Raw genomic sequence first — 26,136 nt, forward strand, 5'->3', positions numbered from 1 at the left:
TTATCCGATCGACTAGAGACGATCATTATCATAAAGCCGTCCCTTTGATAGGGACGCTCATATTCACGGTGTTAACCCCTTCCAGTTCAAGTAGCTGAATTTTTTTTGCGATACCTCCCGCATACCCGGTCAAGCTGTTATTGGTGCCAATAACCCGGTGGCAGGGAATGATAATAGATATTGGGTTGTGGCCAACCGCCCCACCGGTAGCCTGCGCTGACATGCTGGTTTTACCCATAACAGCCGCAACATCTCTGGCTACGGTTCCGTATGTGACATATTCACCATACGGGATCTGACATAACCGTTGCCAAACAGCCAGTCGAAAATCACTGCCACTTGGTGCCAATGGCAGTGCATCGAGGGCGGGATTATGGCCGGAGAAATAAGCATCTAACCATCGTTTAATGGCGGAAAAAAGCGGAAGTTCGGGGCTTATCGACGGTTCTACTTGAAAGGACTGCGCGTAATATTTTTGACCGACAAACCAGAGCCCAGTCAAGTTTTCCCCATCGATTGCTATCGTAATCTCCCCCATTGGAGAATCATACTGGCTGAAAAACATATTGTGTCCCTTTTGTTGGGTGAGATGCATTAACAAACATCTGAAGTAGTGGCTATGTGTTGCTTTAGGTAGAAACAACACAGAGACGTACTGTGATGAAACGGTGACAGATCTAACAACACTTACGCACTCACCCGTCATGCCAAAGCGAATCACGCTTACGATAAATGACTTATAAATATCAAGACAGATTATTCAGCGGCAGCGATTTTGATTTTCTGCGCGAATCCGGCATCAATAAAGTCGCTAGCCCAAGCAACGGAAGATAACCACAGGCATCATAGACCGACACAATTCCATAGATATCTGCCAACTTACCTAAACTGGCGGCAGCAATTCCGCCCACACCAAACATGGTGCCGAACATAATTCCAGCAACCATACCCGTTCTTCCTGGCACAACCTCTTGTGCATACACCACAAGTGCAGCAAACGCAGAAGACAGTACAAAACCAATGATGAGTGTTAGCGTGACGGTCCAGAAAAAATTTGCATGCGGCAGGATCGGAGCAAAAGGAATAACCCCTAAAAATGATATCCAGATCACTGCTTTGCGACCAATACGATCGCCAACCGGCCCACCCGCAAACGTTCCAATCGCGACAGCTGCAAGGAAAGCAAACAGGCAGAACTGTGCGTCGCGTAAGGTAATATCAAAACGTTGAATCAGGTAAAATGTATAGTAATTGCTGATGGAGGCGATGTAGGTGAACTTTGTCAGCATCAAAATACTGACAATGGCAACGGCAAGAATAACTTTGTCTCGGGGTAACTTTTCACCACTGAGGCTATCGTGTTTTTTGCTCTGCGCATGTCCGTGAGCGATAGTCCAACGGCTTATACGGGTCAAAATAACAATGGCAATGAACGCGATGATCATTAACCACGCCACTGACATTTGCCCGTGAGGAAGTATCAAAAGTGCGGCAATCAAAGGACCGAATGCGGTGCCAGCATTTCCCCCGACCTGAAAAACTGACTGAGCGGTGCCAAACTTTCCGCCGGAAGCCATGCGGGCCACCCGTGAAGCCTCAGGGTGAAATGTGGACGACCCCACACCAACTAATGCCGCAGAGACGAGCAACAAGGTAAAGCTGTCAGCTATTGCCAACAAACCGATACCAATAAACGTAACGACCATCCCTGCGGGTAAAAGATAGGGTTTAGGACGTTTGTCGGTATACAAACCGACCCAAGGCTGAAGAAGGGAGGCCGTGATTTGGTAAACCAACGCAATCATGCCGATTTGTGCGTACGACAGCGTGAAATTTTCTTTCAACATCGGGTAAATTGATGGCAGTGTCGCCTGAATAACATCATTGCATGCGTGAGTTAACGCCACTGCACCGACGATGTTAACCAAAAATTTTCCAGTGTCATTCCCAACATGTGACTGTGTTGGTGTTGGTTCGCTTACTTCAGTAGAAGACATATTTTACTTTCTCATTGGCAGGTGAGAAACAACATTATCTGCATGCCAGTTTTCACCATAACCCCTTGTTGGCCGGTACCTGACTCCGAATATTTCACAGAAAAAATGTCGTTTCATTCGTACATACTTGCGAAAAAAACTATGATAACGGCATCAACTGAATTTGATACGCCAATCGATATAGATGAAATGACAATAGAAATGAACAATGCCGACTGGGGATGTCTCGCCCGATCATACGAACGGGGCACATTGAATCCGTCACACAAGCATAAGCGAGGGCAACTGCTTTATGCGGTAAAAGGTGTGATGTTGGTTCAAACAGATAGTCGGCAGTGGGTCGTTCCCCCTCAACGATCGCTTTGGCTACCGGCAGAGCAGTGGCATTCCTTCACCTTGCTTTCTCATACTGAATTAAGAACGTTGTACTTCACACCTTCGTTTGTGGCAGAAGCCTGCGGTATGAAAACGTTGGATCACATTCATGTCATCGGCATGACGCCTTTCGCACAACACCTGATATCCAGTTTGTTTGAGAAATCTTTCAACCACTTGACACAAAAGTTGATCGCCCAATTATTGCTCAGAATAGTGAATGAAACCGAAGCGCTTCCTGTCGATCTGGTGATGCCATGTGACGATAAACTACATAAAGTGGCTCAAGATATGCTCGTCAACGATAGATGGAACGTTTCCCTAAGTGAATTCGCGGGGCGGGTTGCAATGTCTGAACGTACTTTTTCACGCTATTTCACCGAGGATACCGGATGCAGTTTTCGGACCTGGAAGCAACGGGCACGGATTTTTGTGTCTATGGACCTGCTTTCTAACGGTATGCCGGTCAAACATGTGGCTTATAAACTGGGCTTTTCATGCCCCTCTTCCTTCGTTGCCGCATTTCGCTCAGTGACGGGTCAGACTCCTTCAGGTTTTTCAGGACTATCTGACATTCATAATGATGAGTGACGTAGTCCATGCGCTAACACTTGCTGGTGGCTTGAACGCTCGTTTAGCGCATCCGAATCATCACTCGACGGGTTTTGTCAGCCCCCTGCATCCATATGTGACGTCATTTCTTTAACATCAGTTGGCAAGTTTTCGCACCTAAAGCCATCATATTGACAGCTAAAAGCATTATCCTGACGGCATTAGGAAAATAATTACACGCGGATTCTTCTATAATGATTCAACACTCATAAGGATCACGATAGGAGCACCATCATGCTACAACTCTCCAGCCATAGTTTTCAGGACGGCGAAAATATCCCGGGTGAATTTGCCTTTGCCGTTCCTGATGCAAACAACCACATTGCACTGTCTTCTAATCACAATCCCCACCTTGTCTGGCACGGCGCTCCTGAAGGGACACAGTCTTTCGTGTTGATCTGTCACGACCCGGATGTACCCAGCCGTGGTGACGATGTGAATCAGGAAGGCCGCGAGGTTAGCGCCTCCCTGCCGCGTGTTGATTTCAACCATTGGCTGTTGCTGGATATTCCAGCCAGCGTCAGCGAAATCGCCGCCGCTTCGCATTCCAGCAGCATTACTCCGCGCGGAAAAGCAGGCCCAGATGCCCCAACAGGACTCAAACACGGCATCAATGACTACACTGTTTGGTTCGCCACCGACGAACAGATGAAAGGCACTTACTATGGCTATGATGGCCCATGCCCGCCGTGGAACGATGCGCTCGTACATCACTACATTTTCACACTTTATGCTCTCGCGACGCCGTCTTTAGCGATAGAAGGTGAGATTAACGGCGCTAATGTCCGAGCAGCGCTGGCTAACGCACCAGTACTCGCAGAAGCGAAACTCACCGGACTGTATACGCTGAATCCTCAATTGCTATGAGTGTGACCGCTTTACGCCCTGCTTCTCCGTCTCTCATTGCAGAGGCGGAGTGGCGTTTGCCATCAGGCCAGCCGCTACAGCGGTATGGCCTGTGCGCATTAGCACAGCCTCATCTGCGCACACCACAGCAAACAACGCGTTTTCATTTTTATGAGGCCACGCTTCTGCTGGTTCTTTCTGGTCAATTGACCATTATCGAACAGAACAAAACGACGATTGTCGACACGCCGTCTCAGCTTTGCCTGATTACACCTGATGCGAATGTCGATCTGACGAAAACACCCGGCGGTTATGACTCCGTTTTTCGATCAATCTTCCTGACGTTTTCACCCATGCTTCTGGCGCGTTTTTATCTCCGCTATCCTGATGAATCCGCATCGGCGCATCATCCTCATCTCTTCACTATCCTCACGCTGGATAGCGCACTCACCAGCACATTGCAGTATTTGGTTGAAGGGATTACAGGCAACGAGCTCAATGAATCACGTCTCGAACTCCGGCTGATGGATATGCTGCTGGTGCTGTCAGAACGAGGATATCGCTTTGGCGCACCGCCACAGCCTGGCGTTTCCACCCAGCTACGTGCGCTTATCAGTGAGGAACCGGAACGCCACTGGACCGCACAGTCTGCGGGCCGTTTGCTGGCAATGAGCGAAGCCACGCTACGCCGAAGGTTATCCGCCGAGCAGACGCGTTTTGAAGTGCTGTTATTAGAGACGCGGATGCAGCACGCGATGATGTTGGTACAGACGACGTCATGGAGTATGCAACGTCTGGCTGAGGCTTGTGGGTATAAATCCTCGGCTCGTTTTTCTGAACGATTTAAAACCCGTTTTGGCTGTTCACCTACCAAGATTCGTTAATCCACTCTTGGCGGAGTAGCGCCACCATCCTGCAATATCTAAAACAAAGCGCCCTGTCAGATAAACCAACAGGGCGCTTGAGGACGGTCAAAAGATGATCAGAACAACGTTGGCGTATTACTCTTTCTGGTCTTGCGCCAAATCGTTAGCGATTTTCACCGTTTCATCCAGATAAGGATCGGGAGCCAGGTAATCTTTTGGCAAATCTTCCAGCGATTTGAGCGGTTTCTTACCTTCTCTCGCCAGTCGGTCGTTAATCCGATTCAGACGCATCGCTTCATCATCGTCATTCTCTTTCTCACGCTGAGCAAGATTGAGCGACACGAGGTTGCGCTTATCCTTCATCGCGTTGTAGCGGGCAATATCCTGCGCAACAAACTGGAACTCAGGATCTTTGGCGATACGCTCCTGATGATGCTCATTCAGTTTGCTAATCAGCGCCTTCAGATCGCCGCTCTTGATGTAGTTGGCCGCTTTGATGCTGTCCCACGGTAACGCATTATCTTCGAACTTTTCGCCGGTATCTACCGTCTCGGTGCCCGTTGGCATCATCACGTCAGGCGTCACGCCTTTCATCTGAGTACTGCCGCCGTCAATGCGATAGAACTTCTGAATCGTGTATTGCACGGAACCCAGCGCAGGCCAGTCAGGGCGCAGCATCTGATCGTAAATCCGATTCAGCGAGCGATATTGCTGTACGGTGCCTTTACCAAACGTCGGTTCACCCACGATCAATGCACGACCATAATCCTGCATCGCCGCCGCGAAGATCTCAGAAGCGGAAGCACTGAAGCGGTCTACTAGCACCACCAGTGGGCCTTTGTAATACACAATGCCATCGGTGTCGCTGTCTTCGCGCACTTTGCCATTATTATCACGTACTTGAACCACAGGGCCGCTTGGGATAAACAGACCGGAAAGGCCTACTGCTTCCGTCAGCGCACCGCCGCCGTTAGTCCGCAAGTCAATCACGATGCTGCTGACGTTCTGTTTTTCCAGTTTCTGGAGCTGAACTTTTACGTCATCCGTCAACCCAACATAGAAGCCTGGGATATCCAGCACGCCGACTTTATCTTTGCCGACCGTCTTGACGGACATTTTAACCGCGCGGTCTTCAAGACGAATACGTTCGCGCGTCAGCGTGACAATACGGGTTTTCGTCCCTTTGCCTGCGGGCAGAATTTCCAGGCGTACCTTACTGCCTTTCGGCCCTTTGATCAGCGCGACCACATCATCCAGACGCCAGCCGATAACATCCACCATCGGCTTGCCGCTTTGGCTTACGCCAACCACTCGGTCACCGACAGTAATGTTTTTACTCTTCGCTGCTGGACCGCCTGGCACCATGGAATTAATCATGGTGTAGTCATCATCCATCTGCAACACCGCACCAATCCCTTCGAGCGACAGGCTCATTTCGGTATTGAATTGCTCGGTATTACGTGGTGACAGGTAGCTGGTATGCGGGTCAATTTCACGCGCAAAGGCGTTCATGACGAGTTGGAAGACATCTTCGCTGTTGCTCTGCGCCAAACGGCGAATCGCAAACTGGTAACGCTTGGTCAGCGTCTCTTTGATGTCTTTATCATCTTTACCGGTCAACTTTAGGCTGAGCCAGTCATATTTTACCTTGGCATCCCACAGGCGGTTAAGTTCACCCGCGTTCTGCGGCCAAGGGGCTTTGCTACGATCGAGTTCAAACGTATCATTGCCCGTCAAGTCTACCGGCTTATCCAGCAGCGACAATGCATATTGAAAACGCTCAAACCGACGTTTCTGCGCCAGATTGTACAACGCGTACGGAATATCCAGTTGACCAGATTTCAGCGCGTCACCCAACTGGGCTTTTTGCCCGGAAAATTGCGCCACATCAGAGGCCAACAGCACGTTGTGGCTGTAGTCCAACATGTTGAGGTAGCGGTTAAAAATTTTCTCGGAGAACTGCGCATCCAACATAAACTGACGATAATGCGAACGCAGGAAACGTGAGGCCACCCTGTCGCTAACGGTAGCATGTTGAGGCTCCTGATGTAGCTGAGGTATCTGCTCAACACGCGTAATGTTTTCATTTGCAAAACTAGAGCCCGCCAGCAGTAAGCCTGCAATGGCGGTTATTCTGATTAAGTTGTTCATGCCCAGGTTGGCCTCCGTATCAGAACTGCAAGTGTTCTGCGCGTACAATCATTGCCAGTCCAGAAGCCAATTGTACTCTGACTTCGCCTTTGGCAATTTCAAGCACGGTGGCATCCATGGCGTCTTTGCCGGCTCTGACTTTGATTTCCTGACCGATTTGCAGTTTGGAAACATCCGTAACCGCAACCCGCTGACGTTCATTGCTGACAGGCTTCGCCTGACGCGGTTGAGCGTTCGCTGGTTGCTGAGAAGAGGACTGCGATTGGCCGGAAGAAGGTTTACGCGATGTATTGCTTCGAGATGCATGGTTTCGAGATGCATTGTTTGAACCATCGCGGCGCGGCGCACGCTTCTGAGCAGGACGAGGAGTACGTGCCGCTTCTGCCGTTTCTCCGGCTGCTTCACGTTTTTTCGCCTGTTGCTCAGCACGCTGAGCCTGAACTCGCGCTTTCGCTTCTTCCAATTGCTTGCGGGCATGATCGACATGCTGCTGTTCCAACTCACCGCACGGGTTACCGTCCAGATCCACACGTTGGGCACCCAATTTCACACCGTACAGATATCGCCAGCTTGAGGTATAAAGGCGCAGCGCAGAGCGCAATTGCGTCTTACTGACGTTATCAGACTCCGGTACACGTTCAACAAGATCTTGAAAAATACCGATCTTTAACGGACGAGTTTCACCTTCAGTGGTGAAACAAAGCGGGAACCGCTCTGCCAAAAAGGCAATGACTTCTTTACTACTGTTCAACTTAGGTTGATTTTCCATGAAATTTCCTGATTACAACGGGTTTGCCAACCGGCGCAGGCATGAACAGGCGTCATTATAATGACGCCATCGGCAATTGCCACGTTAACCTTGTCTCAACGTGAGAGAATTGATGAATGTCATCACATCGCTCGCTTCCAGTTGAGCACAAAGTACGCTCACCACGGCCTTCAGCCCTTCTTCATCATCCGCGTCAAAACGCTGATAAAGGGTACTGTCAATATCCAGAACGCCAATCAACTGCCCGTTAACGACAAGCGGTAGCACAATTTCAGCATTACTCGCGGCATCACAGGCAATATGACCAGGGAACGCATGAACATCATCCACGCGCTGAATGCGATTTTCAGCAATTGCCGCACCGCATACGCCTTTGCCAACCGGAATACGTACACAGGCAACCTTGCCCTGAAACGGTCCCAGGAAAAGCGTGTCGTTATCCAACAGGTAAAACCCTGCCCAGTTAACCCCATCCAAACGTTCAAACAGCAGCGCACTACTGTTTGATAAAATCGTAATAAAACGGTTTTCATCCGCAATAAGCGATGACATATCGCGGATGAGATCCTGATAAAATTCTTGTTTATTCATACCTGTTTATTCATAAAATAATCGTTGTCTTTTCAAAACGGTGCGGAAAGATCCCACACAGACTGCATAAGCATCTATTACAGAATGCCATAAGATTAACGCCTTCGCGCGAAGAATCATTCGCTTTACTGTATCGTTGTCGTGCATATAGTGCTATTCCCAGCAGCAAAATAACATCGGTCAGAGATCATATCCTTTTATGAATTGATCATTCAGTTACACTGAGTCGCAGTGAATACGTTATCCATCGGGAATAACGGGGTTCGACACCTTCTACCGGATCGCAGGAAAGATGAAAATACATAATATAGCCAGCCCTGCGCCGTTTTCTTCTCCCCGACCACCGCTAACCAGTGGTGCGAAAAGCACCGTATCCACTCTAGCTCGCTATCATCGCTGCCCGGAATGTGATGCTTTTTTTGCGCTGCCACAGTTGAAGCGAAACCAGACAGCAAACTGCCCACGCTGCGATGCCAAAGTCAGTTCAGGCAGAGACTGGACCATTTCTCGGCTTGCTGCAATGGCCGTCGCCATGCTGGTACTCATGCCGTTTGCCTTTACCGAACCGTTGATCAGCATTCGTTTGCTGGGTGTCACCATTAATGCCAGCCTGTTCGAAGGCATTTGGCAGATCACCCGGCAGGGAGATCCGCTCACGGCAAGTATGGTCGCCTTCTGTACCGTTGGCGCGCCGCTCACGCTGGTTTTTTCTCTGCTATACCTGTTTTTTGCCCCTCGAATCGGTATGAACCTGCGGCCCATTCTGCTCATGTTGCAACGATTAAAAGAGTGGATGATGCTGGATATCTATCTGGTCGGTATGGCCGTCGCCGCAATCAAAGTCCGCGAATTCGCAGATGTTCAGGCGGGCATCGGGCTAGTCGCCTTTCTGGCACTGATGATCTTAAGCCTGTTGACGCTGATTCACTTAAATACCGACCAGCTTTGGCAGCGGTTTTACCCACGACTGAAACCGTTGATTGCACCGGATCGTTATCGAATCTGTCTTTCTTGCCATTTCACTAGCTCGCCGGATAACCGAGGACGCTGCCCCCGCTGCCACATTCCGCTTCGCTTGCGTCAGCGGCAAAGTCTGCAAAAATCCTGGGCAGCGCTCATTGCCTCTATAATTTTACTGTTCCCCGCGAATCTGTTGCCCATATCGATTATTTATGTCAACGGCGCACGTACGGAGGACACGATTTTTTCCGGTATTCTTTCACTCGCATCAGGCAATGTTCCGGTCGCGCTGGTGGTCTTTATCGCCAGTATTTTGGTGCCGTTTACTAAAGTTATTGTGCTGTTTGGGCTACTGATCAGTATTCATATTCGGTCAGAAAGCAGCATAATAATGCGCATGAAGATGCTGCGCGTTATCCGTTGGATTGGTCGCTGGTCCATGCTCGATTTATTTGTGATTGCCCTGACGATGTCGCTCGTCAACCGCGATCAACTACTCGCTTTTACCATGGGGCCTGCTGCTTTTTATTTTGGTGCAGCGGTGATTCTCACTATCCTTGCAGTCGAATGGCTGGATAGCCGTCTGATGTGGGATAACACTGATGTGGAATAACAATGCAAGATAATTCGTCTGGGACACCAACCGAAGCTACGGTGAAAAACAAGCGTCGCCTGTCGCCATTTTGGCTACTGCCGCTCATTGCACTGATGATTGCCGGCTGGCTGATTTACACCAATCAGCAGGAACGCGGGGCGACGGTCACCATTGATTTTGTCTCCGCCGACGGTATTGTCGCTGGGCGTACCCCCGTGCGCTACCAAGGCGTAGAAGTCGGCACGGTGCAAAATATCAAGCTAAGCGACGATCTGCGCACGATAGAAGTCGAAGCCAGCATCAAAAGCGATATGAAAGAAGCGTTGCGCAGCGGTACGCAGTTCTGGTTGGTCACACCGAAAGCCTCTCTCGCTGGGGTTTCAGGGCTGGATGCGCTAGTGGGCGGTAACTACATCGGAATGATGCCCGGTTCCGGCGAGGCACAAGAGCACTTCTCCGCGCTGGATACGCAGCCCAAATATCGCGTTAATACCGGGGAATTACTGATTCATCTCCACGCGGACGATTTGGGTTCGCTGAATACCGGTTCGCTGGTTTACTATCGCAAAATTCCGGTAGGTAAGGTCTATGACTATACGGTTTCCCAAGATCGCCGCGGTGTCATGATTGACGTGCTGGTTGAACGCCGTTTCACTCATCTGGTGAAGAAAAATAGCCGCTTCTGGAATGTGTCCGGTTTTAATGCTGACATCAGCGTCAGCGGTGCAAAAATTGAAATGGAGAATCTGGCGGCGCTGGTAAACGGTGCGATTGCGTTCGATTCGCCGGAAGAAAGTGAAGATGCTGGTGCTGAGCAATCCTATCGCCTCTATCCCGATCTGGCGCAAAGCCAGCGTGGGGTGAAAATCACGCTGGATTTACCTTCGGGCGACAGCTTATCCGAAGGCCGCACACCGCTAATGTATCAAGGGCTGGAAGTCGGGACACTTAATAAAATCACGTTAAATCCAGGTGACGGTAAGGTCAGCGGAGAGTTGATCATCGATCCCTCCGTAATTTCGCTGATGCGGGAAGGGACGCGTATCGAACTCAGCAAACCCCAGCTTTCACTTAGCGACCTGAATGTGTCACGCCTGCTGAGCGGCCCAACGCTGACGTTACTACCCGGCGAAGGCGAGCCACGCCAGCACTTTGAGGTGTTGGATAGCGGGCAGCAACAGCTCACCCAGCCCGGCGCGCTCTCCATCCAGCTTACAGCGGCACAAAGTTACGGCATTGATAGCGGCCAGCCCGTGCTGCTGCACGGCGTGCAGATTGGTCAGGTGGTGAAACGTACGTTGGACGAGCAAGGTGTCAGCTTCATTTTGGTGATCGAGCCGCGATATCGTCAGCTATTACATCGCGACAGCAAATTCATCGTTAACAGCCGCCTGAATGTAAAGATGGGACTGGATGGGATTCAAGTGCTGGGTGCCAGCGCACAAGAATGGATCAGCGGCGGTATTCAGGTTCTACCGGGCAACAAAGGTGATGTTCAGGCACGCTACCCACTGTTCAGCGATCTCGAAAAAGCCGAGGAAGGCATTCGTGGAGCCACCCCCTCGCCTACCCTCACCTTGGTGACCGATAGCTTGCCTGATATTCAGGACGGTTCCATCGTGCTGTACCGTAAATTCCAGGTGGGCGAAATCATGCAGGTGCGCCCCAAAGCGGATACCTTTGAAGTCGAGGTTTATATCCGTCCTGAACACCGCAAATTGTTGACGGAAAACAGCGTGTTCTGGGCAGAAGGTGGTGCCCGTGTGCAGTTGAACACCTCAGGTCTGACCGTGCAGGCTTCACCGTTGAATCGCGCGCTCAAAGGTGCGATCAGTTTTGATAATTTGGAAGGTGCACCGGAAATTAAAAGCGGTAAGCGCGTTCTGTACAACAACGAAACCGCCGCGCGCGCCGTGGGGAGCCGCATCATTCTGCGTACCTACGATGCCAGCAAACTCGCACCGGGTATGCCTATCCGCTATTTGGGCATCGACATCGGCCAGTTGGACTCGTTGAAGCTGTCCGAACAGCGTAATGAAGTGCTGGTGCAGGCAGTGCTCTATCCTGAATATGTGCGTAATTTTGCTCGTTCTGGGACGCGTTTTTCCGTCGTCACCCCAGAAATTTCCGCAGCGGGAGTGAATCATCTCGAAACGCTATTCCAGCCTTATATCAACGTCGAGCCGGGCAACGGCAGCGTAACGCGCAATTTTGAACTGCAACAGGCTACTATCACTGATTCCCGCTATCAGGACGGCCTGAATATCAGCGTTGATGCGCCGGAAGCGGGAGCATTACAGGTTGGCACTCCGGTTCTGTTCCGCGGTATCGAGGTGGGTACAGTAACCGGACTGTCGCTGGGCAATTTGTCGGATCGCATCGCCGTATCACTACGCATCAGCAAACGCTATCAACATCTGGTACGCGATAATTCCGTCTTCTGGCAGGCTTCGGGCTACAATCTGGAATTCGGGCTGGTTGGCGGCGTCATTAAAAGCGGAACCTTCCAGCAGTTTATTCGCGGTGGTATCGCTTTTGCCACTCCACCCAGCACACCACTCGCCCCCAAAGCACAGGAAGGAAAGCATTTCCTGCTAAGGAACGAAGAGCCTAAAGAGTGGCGGCAATGGGGTACGGCGATCCCCAATATTCCAGAGAATTAACGTTCATCACCTATCAGGGCGGCGATTGCCGCCCTGTCGTTTTCACGCTATCAATTAAAAATCCGTGCTACACTTCGCCGCTTCTTCCCCTCGTTTGACCGAATAACCTGTACGGAACCACGCCGTGGCAAAATTTACCCCAGCCAGCCTGCCTGCTGAATTTCTCGACACTATGCGGGACATCATGCCTTCATCCCTTTCGATGGAGGATTTTATTGCCGCCTGCCAGCGCCCGCTGCGCCGGAGCATCCGCGTCAATACGTTAAAAATCAGCGTCGATGACTTTCTACAGTTGGTGCAGCCTTATGGTTGGCAGCTTGAGCCGATTCCCTGGTGCCAGGAAGGTTTCTGGTTGCTTAATGTGGAAGAGGAAAACACGCGACTAGGCAATACATTGGAGCACCTGAGCGGGCTATTCTACATTCAGGAAGCCAGCTCCATGCTGCCCGTCAGCGCCCTGTTCCATCGTAACACTGCGCTGGGCACGATTCTGGACGTCGCGGCCGCACCGGGCTCCAAAACAACGCAGATCGCGGCACGACTGAATAATGAAGGGGCAATCATCGCCAACGAATATTCAGCCAGCCGGGTAAAAGTGCTGCATGCCAACATCAGCCGCTGCGGCGTCAGCAATACCGCGATTACACACTTCGACGGGCGGGTTTTCGGTGCCGCACTGCCGGAATACTTTGATGCAATTTTGCTGGATGCCCCATGCTCGGGCGAAGGCGTGGTACGTAAGGATCCGGCGGCGATGAGCCACTGGTCGCAAGCGAGCATTACTGACATTGCCGCTACGCAGCGCGATCTGATTCTGAGCGCGTTCCATGCACTGAAACCGGGTGGCGTAATGGTTTACTCCACCTGTACGCTGAATAGGCAGGAAAACCAGCAGGTCTGCCGTTGGCTACAGGCACAGTTCCCTGATGCATGTGAATTTGAATCGTTAGACGATCTCTTCACCGACGCTGAACTCGCCACAACGGAAGAAGGCTTCTTGCACGTCTTCCCACAGATTTATGACAGTGAAGGCTTCTTTGTTGCCCGTTTGCGTAAAACGGCCAGCGTGCCGCCGCTACCACGCCCTGGTTATAAAGTCGGTAAATTCCCGTTCTCTCCGGTCGCACACAAAGATCGTGCGTTACTCACAGAAGCTGCACGTAAACAAGGTATTCGCTGGGATGAGGAGTTACTTCAGCTGTGGCAGCGCGATAGTGAGATTTGGCTCTTCCCTGCGGCACTGACCTCTGCTTTCGGTAATATTAAATTCTCACGCATTGGTATTAAACTCGCCGAACGCTTCCCCAAGGGTTTCCGCTGGCAGCATGAAGCCATTGTCGCGCTGGCCGATCCGAACGCAAGCAATGCCTATGCACTGAACAATAGCATCGCCTGCGAGTGGTTTCAGGGCAAAGACAGCTATCCAGAGCCGCTTCCTACTGCGGATGAATTGATTTTAACCTACCAGAACACGCCCGTTGGCCTGGCAAAACGCATCAGCAGCCGGATAAAAAACAGTCTGCCGCGCGATTTAGTCCGAGATGGCGCGTCTTCCGCACTGCCTCTTTCTAAAGAATAAATGCGGTTTCTGCATCAGGTGGCGAGAAAACCACCTGATGAACAGCCGTTCTCCCTTTCCTCACTGATTTTCATCTACAATTATTTCGATAGAGAGAAAGCATCGCGGTAATAGTAATGTCTGGAGAACAGCATGGTTGCATTAGTGATATTTGTTTGTTATCTCGGGCATGGCTGTGACGATTTGGTCGTCGGCGCCTACAACACCGAAGCTCAGTGTCTGCAAGCGATGGATGAACAGCGCCTGCGCCGTGCTGGCTGCTTCCCTATCGAAGAGTATATTGATGGTTTCTGGATCCCAGCGCAGGAGTACGCTGATTTTTAACCCCTTCCTGTATATGCCTACCGACACACGCCAAAACCACGCATGCCAAAGTGAAAATGATTAGCATGTGCAGCGTTATATTCCGGCCCCAACGCGTTACCGAAAAAACGACAGCTTTCCTCAAACGTATTGCGTAAATAGCGTCCACGATCGTCCGTATCCGACCACTGATTCAGCACGCTAACCTGCCGTCCGTCAGACAGGCGAAAAGCGGCGATATCCCACGCATCTGCCGTTGCATGCTCACTCAAACGCCCTTCTGGTCGATGATAGACATTTCGACAGGCATAGCTGCCCATATGATCGATACGCGTCAGCGACGTACCAAGAGACTCCGCCTGCGGCACTGCAACCTGCGCCACAAACATCGTGCTACTCAGCGCCAATGAACAACTGGCAAGAAAGCGGGAACTGAGCGTGACCGTGCCAAAACCTTGAACCCGAACGGGCGACGCTACCGGACATTGCCCACTGATATCATTGGCCTTGGAGAATCGCAGCCGCCCATTTTCCTGCGCCTGCTTTAGCACCTCCAGACAGGCTTCGGGATCGTTGGCGACAGACTTCATTTTCAGTCGGGTAATAAATGTAGGCGGGTCAACGACGGACAACGGAGAGAAAGGATCGTAACCGGGCGGAAGCTGGCGCTGAATCCAGGGTGCAAGAGCCACTAACACCCCCAGTATCACCGCAAATATCATCCATCCTCGCATCAGCGTCGTCTCCTGATTATTTTCTTCTCCTGAGTAATATTATGCTATTAACGCAAACTCGGCCGGATTCATCCCCAACGATACACTCGCCTCAACGATTTTCTGCCACTCCTGATCGGACAGATAAATACCGTCAGCCATGCATTTTTCCTGCGAGCGCAACAAAAAAGAACAATATTTTTGAAAGAGAATAACAAATCTCTCTGATATTCATTGCCACCTTATGCCGTTATCATTTCTCACATCAAGGCAAATCGCCTAATTAACACAATAAAACGTGAAGGAATAAACCATGAAAACCATCAAAAATTTTATCGCAGTTATCGCTCTTTCTACTTTGTCTTTCGGCGCTTTTGCTGCGCAGGAAATCGCAACGGTCTCCGTTAGTGGTGCAAAAACGTTAGACGCTTTTGAAGCGCAGGTCGCTCAAAAAGCCCAAAAAGCTGGCGCGTCATCATACCGCATCGTTTCCGCTACCGGTCGAGATCAGCTACACGGCACTGCAGTTCTGTATAAATAAATCAAGCCAGACGTCAGGGAGCCTCAGGGCTCCTCTGTCGTATTTTGCTCAACAATTTCCCTGCCCCAACTATCCCGCACACCACACCATCGTGAATAAAATATAAACAAATCCAGCGATATACCAATCAATGCAATTGCTGTAACCATCTGGTGAAAAATAAACTTCAGCAGTACCATCCCCGACGTTGTAAGGCGTACATATAAACGGCTATATAAAGAGCTGACGTACATAGGGTTACCTGTTCATCAGGTATAAATAATATGGATTTTATTTAAATGAAAAAGACATCGCGTTTTCTTCTGGCGTTGGCCGGATTATTGGTTTCCGTTACTGCGTATTCAGCAACGTCTCCCTCACCTCATGCTGAGGAAAACCGGATACCGGCTATTAAACTGATCAATACGCCGGACAATCACTCAGCCTTCGTAACAGGCAGTGTTCCCGCTCTGGAAAAAATCGCCGCACAAAAATTTTGGCTCAGTAACTCTACTGAAGCGTGGGAGATGAACGTTCACGCAGCACCGCGTAAACAATATGTCATCACGCTGAAGGGCACATTAAAATTTCGAGTCAGCGATGGTTCCACTTTCCTGCTTTCTCCCGGGACGGTTTTAATTGCCGCCGATACACAGGGCGAAGGACATAGCTGGGAGATGGTTGAAGGCACCGAGTGGGTTAGAGTTTATATTCCGATTATGGAAGATAATGATTATTTCACTCCCAACTCATCAGTTACTGCGGCGGTCAAAGCACACTAATTTTTCACAGAACGTTGGCGGCAGAGGCTTGTCGCCAGCATATTAATCCTTATTGGCATCAAACGGATCTTCGACATCATCTTTGCTGTCATCACGCTTACGAGGAATTTCTCCCTGATCTTTCGGCGCATCTTTTGCAGGATGATCGTCTTTATCCTTATTTTTGGTACCCGTATTTTTATCAGTCATCGTTTCCTCCCGTCATTTCGTGTTCTATAAATTTAGTCGATAGTTTCTGTTACCGAGAAATAAATTCGTCAATCACGTTAAAAACCCGTAAAGAAGCACAATGTGACGAACGACGGCACATAGAAAAGCTTAATTTTCAGACAGCATCAATGTCGTAGTTATCACACCCCCTCCGTTGATAATGAAGAATTATTAATAATTAGGCCCTATCAAGAATGATAGGCTTCTCTTATACAATTATTTCATGGATGTATCGATGAAACGAAAACTCTTCATTATTCTATTATCTACTGCATTCTCTTTTACTGCTCAGTCGGAATCGTCCTATCAATATCGTCATGATGGTGATAGCCGGAGAGCGGAAAAAATAAAAACACAAGATCGAAAACAAAAAGAAAATCGCTTTGTTTGTGACGGCAGGCAGTATTGTAGCCAGATGAACTCGAGAGAAGAGGCTTATTTTTTCATTCAAAACTGCCCTAAGACCAAAATGGATGGCGACCATGATGGGATACCTTGCGAACGCGACTCACGTTTTCCTCCACTTAGAGCCGATCGATATTAACTATCTCATAGGCATATAGTGCATCATAAATATAAAAATCATGCACGATGAGATGATAGTCCAGTGATTCTGGTGAACCCTAAGTATAAAAACTCTATTGATATTCGCTAGATACATAAACAAAAAACCCCAGCTTTTACGCTAGGGTTTTTTTACTATTCTTCTTGGCTGCTCCGGTTTACACCATCATCGCTATCGCAAGAGAAATATTAATTCAATTACAGCGCAACAACGTTGCCAGCTGATGGGCCTTTCTGGCCATTTTCAATAGTGAACTCAACCTTTTGGCCTTCGTCCAGAGTTTTGAAATCATTGCTCTGAATAGCAGAGAAATGTACGAATACATCTTTGCTACCGTTGTCAGGAGTAATGAAACCGAAACCTTTACCAGCGTCAAACCATTTTACTAAACCAGTCATTTTATTAGACATAGAAATTACCTTAATTTTTTTATAGCGCCTTCCGGCGAATAGGGCCTGTGCACAGAATTTAATTAGCAACAATAAGGAGGCTCAAAGAAGGGATATCTATGGATAACACTTTGAAATGAGAACTGCTTTACTAAACTGCTTTTTAGGTCTGCGAATCAAACCGACGAGCTATTAACGCATGTATGAAAATCTTTAGCAAGCATTTATTCTTAAAAGCCTTTAAAAGAAGGACTGAGAAGAAATTCCTCTCGCCCCACTCGTTCATTGGTGATGGTTTACCAACCGATACATCAAAAAAAAAGACCGAACACGATTCCTGTATTCGGTCTAGGGAAATGGCTCTTGGGAGAGCCGTGCGCTAAAAGTTGGCATTTATACAAGCTGTACTAGCCCTGTACCTTAAAGCGTAGCCAACTCCCCCGCGTTTTCCAGCATCAGTCCGCTCGCAATTATCACAAATGGAACAGATTTCACACTTTGCATTAACCATAAAGAGGCAAGCAATTAACATTAATAATCAAATCAATCACTTCATGGTTTAGCATCTGGCCCGCACAGTTGTTCTGCACGCTCGATAAATGGCTGAAGACTTTTTTTCTGTCCAGGCTGTTTAGGATCGTCTAGCCAGATGACGTCTATCGGCTGCGCACTCACTTGCCCAGATTTCATCTGCTCAATGGCAACATCATTCAGCGGATATTGCATCAGCGTACCGGTATGTAAGGCATATAGCGCATTGCCAGGCCGACAAATCAGTTGAACTTCTTCACGAGTGAAAGCCCAGCGATCGCCATATTCCAATCGGCTGATATTGGCCAACTTGGCGGCAGCAAAAGCATTCGCAGAAAGTGAGGTAAGCACGATAGATAGCAACAATTTCTTCATCATGGTATTCCCGACATGCGTATTCAGACGATGATGTGTGTGAGTTTTGCAGCCTTATCCAAATCAGAAAAAGACGGCATCAAACCTTATAAAACATAACGTTGTGTATCACGACTAACGCGATCATAGCGACAGAGGAAGATGAAGTCGAGTGTGAAACCAAGAATAAAGCTTACAGCGAGGTATAGGGTGACAAGTCGTTCGAGAGAAGAAAGAACGGGATAAAGAGAACATTATCCCGCGTTATTCAAATATGTATTAACCGACAGAGGTGCCGGTTGTCGTTAGGCTGACGGTGCTGCCGTAGACATTTTTTTCAGGTCCTGATCGATAAAGAACAGGCCACCTTCACTAGCATTAACCAACGCCAGTTTGTCCAGAATAGAACGGAACAGTTTTTCTTCTTCGTGCTGTTCGGCAACGTACCATTGCAGGAAATTAAATGTAGAGTAGTCCTGCAACGCCATCGCCGCATGTGCCAACTCATTAATTTTTGCTGTAATCAGCTGTTCGTGTTCATAGGTCAGTTTGAAGACATCAGCCAGTGAATCGAAATCAATCGGCGGAGCCGCAATCGCGCCTAACACAGGCAAGCTTCCCGTGTCATCCAGATAGTCAAACAGGCGCTGCATGTGTTGCATTTCTTCCTGAGAATGCGTCTTCAGGAAACTGGATGCGCCTTCAAAACCTTTATCACCGCACCATGCACTCATTTGCAGATACAAATTCGCAGAATAAAACTCCAGATTAAGTTGCTCATTGAGCTTCTGAATCATTTCTTTTTTTAACATAGTAACTCCCTATTTTCTCGGCAGGTGAAATTATTCTGGATATTATGCCTGAAAAAATAAAATAAAAACACTTTATTAACATCAATACAATAACATTAAAATAACCATAAAAAACAGCATCTTAAAATTATTGTTATTGATATTTATTATCACTTAAGAGTGATTTTTACTATATTATTGCGAATCGTTTTTATTATCAAAAATAACAACTTCGATCTATATTTTTTATGATGTTCAGATATTAAAAATGATTCCCATTCCGTAATGAGAAGAATAAACATTCATATGATAAGTCGAACACTTGCCATTTCCCCGCTGCTACTTTACCGTGGCACACATCAGTCTGTGGCCAATAGGCAGGAGAAAGTAGTATGGGGCATAATCTGGCAGAATTATCCAAAGAGGATATGGATAAGGTTAATGTAGACTTGGCGGCGTCAGGGGTTGCCTTCAAAGAACGTTACAATATGCCGGTCATTCCAGAGGTCGTTGAGAGAGAACAACCCGAGCACCTGCGTAACTACTTTCGTGAGCGTGTAATGTTTTATCGCCAGCGTTCACTACAATTCTCTCGTTTACCCTACGAACCGAAGTCCAAATAGCGATTCCCCTCATTCCAATCTAAGACGGCTTTACCGTGGAAAACATCCCTTTCCACGGGTTACATTCTTACACAGCAAAAACAATTTTCTGCTTGCATATCGACCCACACAAGAGGTTAATGGAGTGGCAACCTTACCTTTTATCAAGCGAGGCAAGATATGAGTAAAGGACTGGATAGTAAAAAGAACAGTAAGAAAAAGCCCCTGAAAACGGCAGCCGAAAAACGTGCCGATAAAAAGGCGAAGAAACCGCAAGCTGATATCACCTGAGTACGGGTATTACCGAAGTAATGTCCCATGCCGATCGGGTAAACCCGAAAACGGGTTTACCCTCATAACCGCAGCTGTTAGCTCTTATTCCTGACTTTACGCAGCCTTTTCAAGCACCATCAACAGGAAAGCATACTCCAGCGCAATATCATCATAGCGTTTGAAGCGACCAGACTTTCCGCCGTGCCCAGCTTCCATATCGGTGTACAACAGCACCAGACGATCGTCCGTTTTGACTTCCCGTAATTTCGCCACCCACTTTGCAGGCTCCCAATACTGAACCTGAGAGTCGTGTAACCCGGTAGTCACCAACAAATGTGGATAGCGTTGTGCGGTAACACCGTCATACGGACTGTATTGCTTGATGTAGTCATAGTAGGTTTGTTCATTCGGATCGCCCCACTCGTCATACTCTCCCGTCGTCAGCGGAATAGACTCATCCAACATTGTCGTCAACACATCAACGAACGGAACCTGAGCGACAACGCCTTTAAATAGGTCAGGGGCGATATTCACGACCGCGCCCATCAGCAAACCTCCCGCACTGCCCCCCATGGCAAACATGTTTTTCCTATCGCCATAGCCTTTTTCTATCAATGCCTGAGACACATCGATGAAATCCGTGAAGGAATGCATCTTATTGAGTAACCGGCCATCGTCATACCACTGCTGACCCAGTTCACCGCCACCACGAATGTGCGTTAAGGCAAAAACAAACCCTCGGTCTAGTAGGCTCAGACGGCTAACGCTGAAGTCAGGATCCATGCTATTCCCATAAGCGCCGTAGCCATAGACCAGTATCGGATTCTTACCTGGGCTGAAATGGTCGCGATGGTAAACCAAAGAAACGGGCACATCGACGCCATCTCTGGCAGTGATCCACAAACGTTCGCTCCGATAGTTATCTGGGGAGAAATCTTTCACTTCGGCTTGTTTAAGTAACTGCTGTTCGCCCGTGTCCAGATTCAGTTCATACAGCGTGCTGGGGGTTGTCATTGATGAATAGCCATATCGCATCAATGCCGTTTCTGGCGTAGGGTTGTACGACAGCCACGTCACATAACTCGCATCATTGAAGGTGATCGCTTTCTCTTCCTGCGTATGCCAGTGAATCTGACGTAAGCTGGTCAAACCACGCTCTCTTTCTTCCACCACCAGCCAATCACGGAAAAGTTCAAAACTCTCCAGCACGCAGTGCTCACGTGGGGCAATCAGTGTTTCCAGCGCGTGTTCATCAGGCTTATCCGAACGATAAAGACCAAAGTTTTTTCCGTCTCGATTGGAACGCAGATAAAACCGGTCCTGATAGTGATCGATGCCATATTCATGATCTTTTCGACGTGGAATGCATACCTGCGGCATGGCATCTGGGATCGTCGCATCAAGCAATAGCACCTCGGTCGTCGTAGTGCTGCTGAGATAAATGGTGATGTAATGCTCTGATGTCGTTTTACTCAGACTGACATAATACGTATCGTCTTTCTCTTCATACACCAGCTCATCCTGCGCCGGATCGCTGCCTAAGCGATGACGGTAGACCTGATACGGTAACAGCGTTTTGTCATGTTTACGCACGTAGTACAGCACTGTTGAATCTGCCGACCATTCCGCACCTGCAGTCACATTCTCGATCACATCCGGTAGCCATTCGTCGCGATTCAGGTCACGAAAGCGAATCGTGTACTGCCGACGAGATAAGAAATCCTCCGAGAGTGCTAACAGCGAATTGCTAGGACTAATCTCAAGCGCGCCGAGACTATAAAACTCATGCCCTTCAGCACGTTGATTTCCGTCCAACAGCGTGTCCCACGCATCTGTTGCCTGTTCAGGTTGGCGCAGATAAATGGCGTACTCTTTACCCTGCTCATAGCGACTTTGGTAGCGATACCCCTTCCTGACATACGGCACAGACATATCCGTCGACGGAATACGGTTAACCATTTCGTCATACAACGACCGTTTCCGTGCCTCGTGAGGAGCCATGATCGCTTCACTGTAGGCGTTTTCCTGTTCCAGATAGGCCAACACCTGCGGATCGGCACGCTCGTCATCACGCAGCCAGTAATAGTTGTCGATGCGCGTATCGCCATGTGTACTTATCGCGTGGGGTCTTTTTTCAGCTTGCGGTGTCTTCATCGCGTCGGATCTCGTTGTCTTGACATAAAATTTTCACACTGCAAGAAGAGTGGCACGATTGCCTAGCAATGCCAAGCCACGTCCTTGTCTCTTGATGCGCTTTTGCGTAACGCATTCCAGAGCGTCCCCTCTTTAATGCGCACGCAAACGTTTTCGTTTATACTGCGGCCATTTTTCACAACCCGATCAGGTATAAGGTTATGTTAACGATTGGAACCGCCCTGCGTGCGGATGCCACACGAGTGATGCTGCTTGGCTCCGGTGAATTAGGCAAAGAAGTGGCGATTGAATGTCAGCGCCTTGGAATCGAAGTGATCGCAGTCGATCGCTATGCCGATGCACCCGCGATGCAAGTTGCGCATCGCAGCCACGTCATCAATATGTTGGATGGCGACGCATTAAAAGCGTTGGTTGAAGCCGAACGCCCTGATTACATCGTGCCGGAAATTGAGGCTATCGCTACCGACATGCTGGTGGCGCTGGAAAAACAGGGTCACCACGTTGTCCCTTGTGCTGAAGCGACACGCCTGACGATGAACCGTGAAGGCATCCGTCGTCTGGCTGCCGAAACACTCGGCGTTCCAACATCCACCTACCGTTTTGCCGACAGCGAAGAAAGCTTTCGTCAAGCAGTAGATGCAATTGGGTATCCCTGCATTGTTAAGCCGGTCATGAGTTCATCTGGCAAAGGACAAAGCCTGATTCGTTCCGCTGAGCAGTTAGAGCTGGCATGGCGCTATGCCCAACAGGGTGGACGAGCGGGCGGTGGACGCGTCATCGTTGAAGGGTTAGTTAATTTTGATTTTGAGATCACTCTACTGACCATCCATGCCGTTGACGGCATTCATTTCTGTGCGCCAATCGGTCATCGACAAGAAGACGGCGATTATCGCGAATCCTGGCAGCCGCAGCAGATGAGTGCACTAGCGCAGGAACGCGCACAGAAGATGGCTAGCGATGTCGTGAAAACGCTCGGCGGTTATGGTCTGTTCGGCGTTGAGCTGTTCGTCTGCGGTGATGAGGTTATTTTCAGCGAGGTCTCCCCTCGCCCACACGATACTGGCATGGTGACGATGATTTCTCAGGATCTGTCTGAGTTTGCCCTGCACGTTCGCGCTTTCCTGGGGCTGCCAATTGGATCCGTTCGTCAATACGGTGCATCGGCTTCCGCGGTAATTTTACCGGAACTTGATAGCAACAACGTACGTTATCAGGGACTGGAAAACGCGCTCCTCCCTCATACGCAAATTCGCCTGTTTGGTAAACCGGATATCAGCGGGAAACGCCGTATGGGCGTTGCGTTAGCCAGTGCAGAAACGACAGACGATGCTGTCGACATCGCAAAGCGTGTCGCAGCAGGCGTAAAAGTCAGCGGCTGATGCATTGCGACGGCTCGCAGGGTGACGGACAAGGATGTCCGTCATAAAAAAGGCCACTCTCAGTGAGTGGCCTTCGTCATTCAGTAACCAGCGAACTTAGGCTTTTGCGCCCGCAACAGCTTCACGTGCCAGCTCAGTAATTCGCGCGTAATCGCCGCTTTCCAACGCGTCGTTCGGCACCAACCAAGAACCGCCTACGCACAGCACGCTTTTCAGCGCCAGATAATCACGGTAGTTGTTCGGCGTAATGCCACCAGTCGGGCAGAAACGAATATGAGCAAACGGCCCACCAATCGCCTGGAGCGCTTTCACGCCGCCGTTAGCTTCTGCTGGGAAGAATTTGAACTCACGCAGGCCGTAATCCATACCCAGCATCAATTCAGACACGGTGCTAATACCTGGAATCAACGGGATGTTGCCTTCCGTCGCAGCTTTCAACAGCGGCTCGGTCAGACCGGGGCTGATGGCAAACTGCGCACCCGCTTCAACAACCGCAGCCAGTTGCTGAGGATTTGTCACCGTGCCTGCACCCACGATGGCTTCCGGTACTTCTTTAGCAATCGCACGGATCGCGTCGATGGCACAGTCGGTACGCAATGTCAGTTCCAGAACGCGAACGCCGCCCGCGACTAACGCTTTTGCCATCGGCACCGCGTGTTCCAGTTTGTTGACCACAATCACAGGAACAACGGGACCCGTTGTCAAAATCTGTTCCGCGCTCGTTTTCCAGTTTTTCATCAAAAGTTATCTCCAGTCATGCCCGAAGGCATCATTAATTATATAGCGCGCCCCTGCCACAGGGATCTGCGTCGCCGCAGATGTCCGACCGCACCGTTAGCCATACATTAAAACGATGGAATGCCGAATAACCTCCGCATTCCCGTTACTGACGTATTATCAAAAAATTACTCAAACTCATTCCAGGAACGGCCATCGCGAGTAATCATCGCGACAGATGCGACCGGTCCCCAGCTTCCTGCCTGATACGGCTTCGGCGCATCGTTGTCCATCGCCCACGCATCCATGATGGAATCCACCCATTTCCAGGCTTCTTCAACTTCATCACGACGAACGAACAACGCCTGAATCCCACGCATGGTTTCCAGCAACAGGCGCTCATAGGCATCCGCCAAGTGCTGCTGATTAAAGGTTTCCGAGAAGCTCAGATCCAGCTTCACCGTTTGCAGGCGATGCTTGTGCTCTAACCCTGGAATTTTATTCAGAATCTGGATTTCCACGCCTTCATCCGGCTGCAAGCGAATGATCAGCTTGTTCTGCGGTAACTGCTGGTAAGAATCATGGAACAGGTTCAGTGCCGGATTTTTAAAGTACACCACCACTTCTGAACATTTCGTTGGCAGACGTTTCCCGGTACGCAGGTAGAACGGCACACCAGACCAGCGCCAGTCATCGATGTCGACACGAATGGCGACAAACGTTTCCGTGCTGCTGCTTTTGTTCGCCCCCTCTTCTTCCAGATAGCCTGGCACTTTATGTCCCTGAACAAAACCAGAAGAATATTGGCCACGCACCGTTGTTTCATGCACGTTGGAGCGATTGATACGACGCAGTGAACGCAACACTTTTACTTTTTCATCGCGGATGCGGTCGGTCGTCAAATCAGACGGCGGCGACATCGCAATCATCGTCAGAATCTGTAACAAGTGGTTCTGGATCATGTCACGCATCTGACCGGCTTTATCAAAATAGCCCCAGCGCCCTTCAATCCCCACTTCTTCGGCTACCGTGATCTGCACATGATCGATCGTCCGGTTATCCCAATTTGAGGAGAACAACGAGTTGGCAAAACGCAGCGCCAGCAGGTTCAGAACCGTTTCTTTACCCAGATAGTGGTCGATACGGTAAACCTGGCACTCGTTGAAGAATTCCGCGACCTGATCGTTAATCACGCGAGAAGATGCCAGGTCGGTACCCAGCGGTTTTTCCATCACCACGCGAGCAGGTTCTTTATTCAGCCCTGCGGTTCCCAACCCTTTGCAGATCGCCCCAAATGTGCTGGGCGGCATCGCAAAATAGTTGATCGTGGTGCGATTTTTCTGGTCAAGCATCTTGCCCAGCTTGTTGAAGGCTTTCGTGTCTTCCACATCAAGATTGCAGAAATCCAGCCGACTACTTAGCGTTTCCCACAACTTATCGTCGATGGCTTCTTTCATAAAGGTGTCAAGCGCTTCGCGCACGACGCGGGTATACTCCGCTTTATCCCAATCCGCACGCCCTACGCCAATAATTTTGGTGTCCGCATGGATGTGACCTGCTTTTTCCAACTGGTACAGGGAAGGCAGCAATTTACGGCGCGCCAGATCGCCCTTGGCACCGAAAATAACCAGATCGCACGCTTGGGCTGTTGAAGTTACCGCCATGTTCATCTCCTCGTTGCAGGATGCTGTAATTTTATTACAGCGATAATGTACTCTTTTTGACTACAGCCAGTAAACCCATCATAAAAATGCTAAATAATGATCAGTATTGACTGAAAACCTGCATAAATCGGTCTGTGCAGTGGCTGAAGTCACTTATGCGTTCGCCCTAAAACGAAATTTTTCGT

Annotated in this window: 25 protein-coding genes; 12 read left to right on the forward strand and 13 right to left on the reverse strand. The window is 49.4% G+C overall.

The window, feature by feature from the left end; genetic code table 11:
- Positions 1–28: 28 nt before the first annotated feature.
- Positions 29–565: a methylated-DNA--[protein]-cysteine S-methyltransferase gene (locus DUT67_RS11815; protein ID WP_113625866.1), complete on the reverse strand. Its 537-nt coding sequence runs from the start codon at positions 563–565 to the stop codon at positions 29–31.
- Between the two features lie 181 nt (positions 566–746).
- Positions 747–1,997 (reverse strand): MFS transporter, encoded by a 1,251-nt coding sequence (locus tag DUT67_RS11820; protein ID WP_113625865.1) that lies wholly within the window; start codon positions 1,995–1,997, stop codon positions 747–749.
- 141 nt (positions 1,998–2,138) lie between these two features.
- Here DUT67_RS11820 and DUT67_RS11825 point away from each other — a divergent pair, with 141 nt between their 5' ends.
- From DUT67_RS11825 to DUT67_RS11835, 3 genes are all read left to right on the forward strand, one after another.
- Complete coding sequence (locus tag DUT67_RS11825; protein WP_113625926.1) at positions 2,139–2,963, forward strand: helix-turn-helix domain-containing protein; 825 nt, start codon at positions 2,139–2,141, stop codon at positions 2,961–2,963.
- Positions 2,964–3,218: 255 nt separating this feature from the next.
- Positions 3,219–3,851: a YbhB/YbcL family Raf kinase inhibitor-like protein gene (locus DUT67_RS11830; RefSeq protein ID WP_113625864.1), complete on the forward strand. Its 633-nt coding sequence runs from the start codon at positions 3,219–3,221 to the stop codon at positions 3,849–3,851.
- Positions 3,848–4,714, forward strand: coding sequence for an AraC family transcriptional regulator (locus tag DUT67_RS11835; protein WP_113625863.1), 867 nt, complete (start codon positions 3,848–3,850; stop codon positions 4,712–4,714). The genes DUT67_RS11830 and DUT67_RS11835 overlap by 4 nt, the downstream gene beginning before the upstream one ends.
- Positions 4,715–4,831: 117 nt before the next feature.
- Here DUT67_RS11835 and prc read toward each other — a convergent pair whose 3' ends face one another.
- The 3 genes from prc to DUT67_RS11850 all read right to left on the reverse strand — a co-directional run bounded on the left by prc (position 4,832) and on the right by DUT67_RS11850 (position 8,207).
- A complete protein-coding gene (prc, locus tag DUT67_RS11840) occupies positions 4,832–6,847 on the reverse strand; it encodes a carboxy terminal-processing peptidase (RefSeq protein ID WP_113625862.1) in 2,016 nt (671 codons plus the stop codon).
- A gap of 19 nt (positions 6,848–6,866) precedes the next feature.
- Positions 6,867–7,616, reverse strand: coding sequence for an RNA chaperone ProQ (gene proQ, locus DUT67_RS11845; protein ID WP_113625861.1), 750 nt, complete (start codon positions 7,614–7,616; stop codon positions 6,867–6,869).
- Between the two features lie 84 nt (positions 7,617–7,700).
- Entirely contained in the window at positions 7,701–8,207 is a 507-nt protein-coding gene (locus tag DUT67_RS11850; protein WP_048260404.1) for a GAF domain-containing protein, read from the reverse strand.
- A gap of 292 nt (positions 8,208–8,499) precedes the next feature.
- Here DUT67_RS11850 and yebS point away from each other — a divergent pair, with 292 nt between their 5' ends.
- From yebS to DUT67_RS11870, 4 genes are all read left to right on the forward strand, one after another.
- Positions 8,500–9,780, forward strand: a complete 1,281-nt coding sequence (gene yebS, locus DUT67_RS11855; protein ID WP_113625860.1) for a membrane integrity lipid transport subunit YebS — start codon at positions 8,500–8,502, stop codon at positions 9,778–9,780.
- A 2-nt stretch (positions 9,781–9,782) separates the two neighbouring features.
- The gene (locus tag DUT67_RS11860) at positions 9,783–12,425 is read left to right on the forward strand and encodes a PqiB family protein (protein ID WP_113625859.1); all 2,643 of its coding nucleotides are present in this window, start codon (positions 9,783–9,785) and stop codon (positions 12,423–12,425) included.
- Between the two features lie 124 nt (positions 12,426–12,549).
- Positions 12,550–14,004, forward strand: coding sequence for a 16S rRNA (cytosine(1407)-C(5))-methyltransferase RsmF (gene rsmF, locus DUT67_RS11865; protein WP_113625858.1), 1,455 nt, complete (start codon positions 12,550–12,552; stop codon positions 14,002–14,004).
- Between the two features lie 132 nt (positions 14,005–14,136).
- Complete coding sequence (locus DUT67_RS11870; protein ID WP_048260408.1) at positions 14,137–14,328, forward strand: YebW family protein; 192 nt, start codon at positions 14,137–14,139, stop codon at positions 14,326–14,328.
- Positions 14,329–14,345: 17 nt separating this feature from the next.
- Here DUT67_RS11870 and DUT67_RS11875 read toward each other — a convergent pair whose 3' ends face one another.
- The gene (locus DUT67_RS11875; RefSeq protein WP_113625857.1) at positions 14,346–15,041 is read right to left on the reverse strand and encodes an extensin family protein; all 696 of its coding nucleotides are present in this window, start codon (positions 15,039–15,041) and stop codon (positions 14,346–14,348) included.
- Positions 15,042–15,333: 292 nt separating this feature from the next.
- On the opposite strand from DUT67_RS11875, the gene DUT67_RS11880 reads away from it, so the two are divergent.
- Entirely contained in the window at positions 15,334–15,561 is a 228-nt protein-coding gene (locus tag DUT67_RS11880) for a YdgH/BhsA/McbA-like domain containing protein (RefSeq protein WP_048260412.1), read from the forward strand.
- 278 nt (positions 15,562–15,839) lie between these two features.
- On the forward strand, positions 15,840–16,322 hold the full coding sequence (locus tag DUT67_RS11885) for a hypothetical protein (protein WP_113625856.1): 483 nt from the start codon (positions 15,840–15,842) through the stop codon (positions 16,320–16,322).
- Between the two features lie 42 nt (positions 16,323–16,364).
- Here DUT67_RS11885 and DUT67_RS11890 read toward each other — a convergent pair whose 3' ends face one another.
- Positions 16,365–16,511: a hypothetical protein gene (locus DUT67_RS11890; protein ID WP_189339478.1), complete on the reverse strand. Its 147-nt coding sequence runs from the start codon at positions 16,509–16,511 to the stop codon at positions 16,365–16,367.
- 256 nt (positions 16,512–16,767) lie between these two features.
- Here DUT67_RS11890 and DUT67_RS11895 point away from each other — a divergent pair, with 256 nt between their 5' ends.
- Positions 16,768–17,076 (forward strand): excalibur calcium-binding domain-containing protein, encoded by a 309-nt coding sequence (locus tag DUT67_RS11895; RefSeq protein WP_113625855.1) that lies wholly within the window; start codon positions 16,768–16,770, stop codon positions 17,074–17,076.
- A 218-nt stretch (positions 17,077–17,294) separates the two neighbouring features.
- On the opposite strand, the gene cspA is transcribed toward DUT67_RS11895, so the two are convergent.
- The 3 genes from cspA to ftnA form a co-directional block, all read right to left on the reverse strand.
- Complete coding sequence (cspA, locus tag DUT67_RS11900) at positions 17,295–17,507, reverse strand: RNA chaperone/antiterminator CspA (RefSeq protein WP_005967874.1); 213 nt, start codon at positions 17,505–17,507, stop codon at positions 17,295–17,297.
- 531 nt (positions 17,508–18,038) lie between these two features.
- On the reverse strand, positions 18,039–18,395 hold the full coding sequence (locus DUT67_RS11905; RefSeq protein ID WP_113631925.1) for a YebY family protein: 357 nt from the start codon (positions 18,393–18,395) through the stop codon (positions 18,039–18,041).
- A 281-nt stretch (positions 18,396–18,676) separates the two neighbouring features.
- Positions 18,677–19,183, reverse strand: coding sequence for a non-heme ferritin (gene ftnA, locus DUT67_RS11910; RefSeq protein ID WP_113625853.1), 507 nt, complete (start codon positions 19,181–19,183; stop codon positions 18,677–18,679).
- Positions 19,184–19,554: 371 nt separating this feature from the next.
- Here ftnA and DUT67_RS11915 point away from each other — a divergent pair, with 371 nt between their 5' ends.
- Positions 19,555–19,785 (forward strand): DNA polymerase III subunit theta, encoded by a 231-nt coding sequence (locus DUT67_RS11915; RefSeq protein ID WP_014699768.1) that lies wholly within the window; start codon positions 19,555–19,557, stop codon positions 19,783–19,785.
- Positions 19,786–20,151: 366 nt separating this feature from the next.
- On the opposite strand, the gene DUT67_RS11920 is transcribed toward DUT67_RS11915, so the two are convergent.
- Positions 20,152–22,191 (reverse strand): S9 family peptidase, encoded by a 2,040-nt coding sequence (locus DUT67_RS11920; RefSeq protein ID WP_113631924.1) that lies wholly within the window; start codon positions 22,189–22,191, stop codon positions 20,152–20,154.
- Between the two features lie 200 nt (positions 22,192–22,391).
- Here DUT67_RS11920 and purT point away from each other — a divergent pair, with 200 nt between their 5' ends.
- The gene (gene purT, locus DUT67_RS11925) at positions 22,392–23,570 is read left to right on the forward strand and encodes a formate-dependent phosphoribosylglycinamide formyltransferase (RefSeq protein ID WP_113631923.1); all 1,179 of its coding nucleotides are present in this window, start codon (positions 22,392–22,394) and stop codon (positions 23,568–23,570) included.
- 96 nt (positions 23,571–23,666) lie between these two features.
- On the opposite strand, the gene DUT67_RS11930 is transcribed toward purT, so the two are convergent.
- Both DUT67_RS11930 and zwf read right to left on the reverse strand, forming a co-directional pair.
- A complete protein-coding gene (locus DUT67_RS11930; protein WP_048260422.1) occupies positions 23,667–24,308 on the reverse strand; it encodes a bifunctional 4-hydroxy-2-oxoglutarate aldolase/2-dehydro-3-deoxy-phosphogluconate aldolase in 642 nt (213 codons plus the stop codon).
- A 167-nt stretch (positions 24,309–24,475) separates the two neighbouring features.
- Positions 24,476–25,951, reverse strand: a complete 1,476-nt coding sequence (zwf, locus tag DUT67_RS11935; RefSeq protein ID WP_048260423.1) for a glucose-6-phosphate dehydrogenase — start codon at positions 25,949–25,951, stop codon at positions 24,476–24,478.
- Positions 25,952–26,136 lie beyond the last annotated feature (185 nt).

This window comes from Pectobacterium peruviense (genome assembly GCF_003312355.2).
Lineage (GTDB): Bacteria > Pseudomonadota > Gammaproteobacteria > Enterobacterales > Enterobacteriaceae > Pectobacterium > Pectobacterium peruviense.

Bases quoted from the DNA above. Each gene is read 5' to 3' on its own strand.
- DUT67_RS11815 (WP_113625866.1), bottom strand. From the start codon at position 565: ATGTTTTTCAGCCAGTATGATTCTCCAATGGGGGAGATTACGATAGCA.
- DUT67_RS11820 (WP_113625865.1), bottom strand. From the start codon at position 1,997: ATGTCTTCTACTGAAGTAAGCGAACCAACACCAACACAGTCACATGTT.
- DUT67_RS11825 (WP_113625926.1), top strand. From the start codon at position 2,139: ATGATAACGGCATCAACTGAATTTGATACGCCAATCGATATAGATGAA.
- DUT67_RS11830 (WP_113625864.1), top strand. From the start codon at position 3,219: ATGCTACAACTCTCCAGCCATAGTTTTCAGGACGGCGAAAATATCCCG.
- DUT67_RS11835 (WP_113625863.1), top strand. From the start codon at position 3,848: ATGAGTGTGACCGCTTTACGCCCTGCTTCTCCGTCTCTCATTGCAGAG.
- prc (WP_113625862.1), bottom strand. From the start codon at position 6,847: ATGAACAACTTAATCAGAATAACCGCCATTGCAGGCTTACTGCTGGCG.
- proQ (WP_113625861.1), bottom strand. From the start codon at position 7,616: ATGGAAAATCAACCTAAGTTGAACAGTAGTAAAGAAGTCATTGCCTTT.
- DUT67_RS11850 (WP_048260404.1), bottom strand. From the start codon at position 8,207: ATGAATAAACAAGAATTTTATCAGGATCTCATCCGCGATATGTCATCG.
- yebS (WP_113625860.1), top strand. From the start codon at position 8,500: ATGAAAATACATAATATAGCCAGCCCTGCGCCGTTTTCTTCTCCCCGA.
- DUT67_RS11860 (WP_113625859.1), top strand. From the start codon at position 9,783: ATGCAAGATAATTCGTCTGGGACACCAACCGAAGCTACGGTGAAAAAC.
- DUT67_RS11870 (WP_048260408.1), top strand. From the start codon at position 14,137: ATGGTTGCATTAGTGATATTTGTTTGTTATCTCGGGCATGGCTGTGAC.
- DUT67_RS11875 (WP_113625857.1), bottom strand. From the start codon at position 15,041: ATGCGAGGATGGATGATATTTGCGGTGATACTGGGGGTGTTAGTGGCT.
- DUT67_RS11880 (WP_048260412.1), top strand. From the start codon at position 15,334: ATGAAAACCATCAAAAATTTTATCGCAGTTATCGCTCTTTCTACTTTG.
- DUT67_RS11885 (WP_113625856.1), top strand. From the start codon at position 15,840: ATGAAAAAGACATCGCGTTTTCTTCTGGCGTTGGCCGGATTATTGGTT.
- DUT67_RS11890 (WP_189339478.1), bottom strand. From the start codon at position 16,511: ATGACTGATAAAAATACGGGTACCAAAAATAAGGATAAAGACGATCAT.
- DUT67_RS11895 (WP_113625855.1), top strand. From the start codon at position 16,768: ATGAAACGAAAACTCTTCATTATTCTATTATCTACTGCATTCTCTTTT.
- cspA (WP_005967874.1), bottom strand. From the start codon at position 17,507: ATGTCTAATAAAATGACTGGTTTAGTAAAATGGTTTGACGCTGGTAAA.
- DUT67_RS11905 (WP_113631925.1), bottom strand. From the start codon at position 18,395: ATGATGAAGAAATTGTTGCTATCTATCGTGCTTACCTCACTTTCTGCG.
- ftnA (WP_113625853.1), bottom strand. From the start codon at position 19,183: ATGTTAAAAAAAGAAATGATTCAGAAGCTCAATGAGCAACTTAATCTG.
- DUT67_RS11915 (WP_014699768.1), top strand. From the start codon at position 19,555: ATGGGGCATAATCTGGCAGAATTATCCAAAGAGGATATGGATAAGGTT.
- DUT67_RS11920 (WP_113631924.1), bottom strand. From the start codon at position 22,191: ATGAAGACACCGCAAGCTGAAAAAAGACCCCACGCGATAAGTACACAT.
- purT (WP_113631923.1), top strand. From the start codon at position 22,392: ATGTTAACGATTGGAACCGCCCTGCGTGCGGATGCCACACGAGTGATG.
- DUT67_RS11930 (WP_048260422.1), bottom strand. From the start codon at position 24,308: ATGAAAAACTGGAAAACGAGCGCGGAACAGATTTTGACAACGGGTCCC.
- zwf (WP_048260423.1), bottom strand. From the start codon at position 25,951: ATGGCGGTAACTTCAACAGCCCAAGCGTGCGATCTGGTTATTTTCGGT.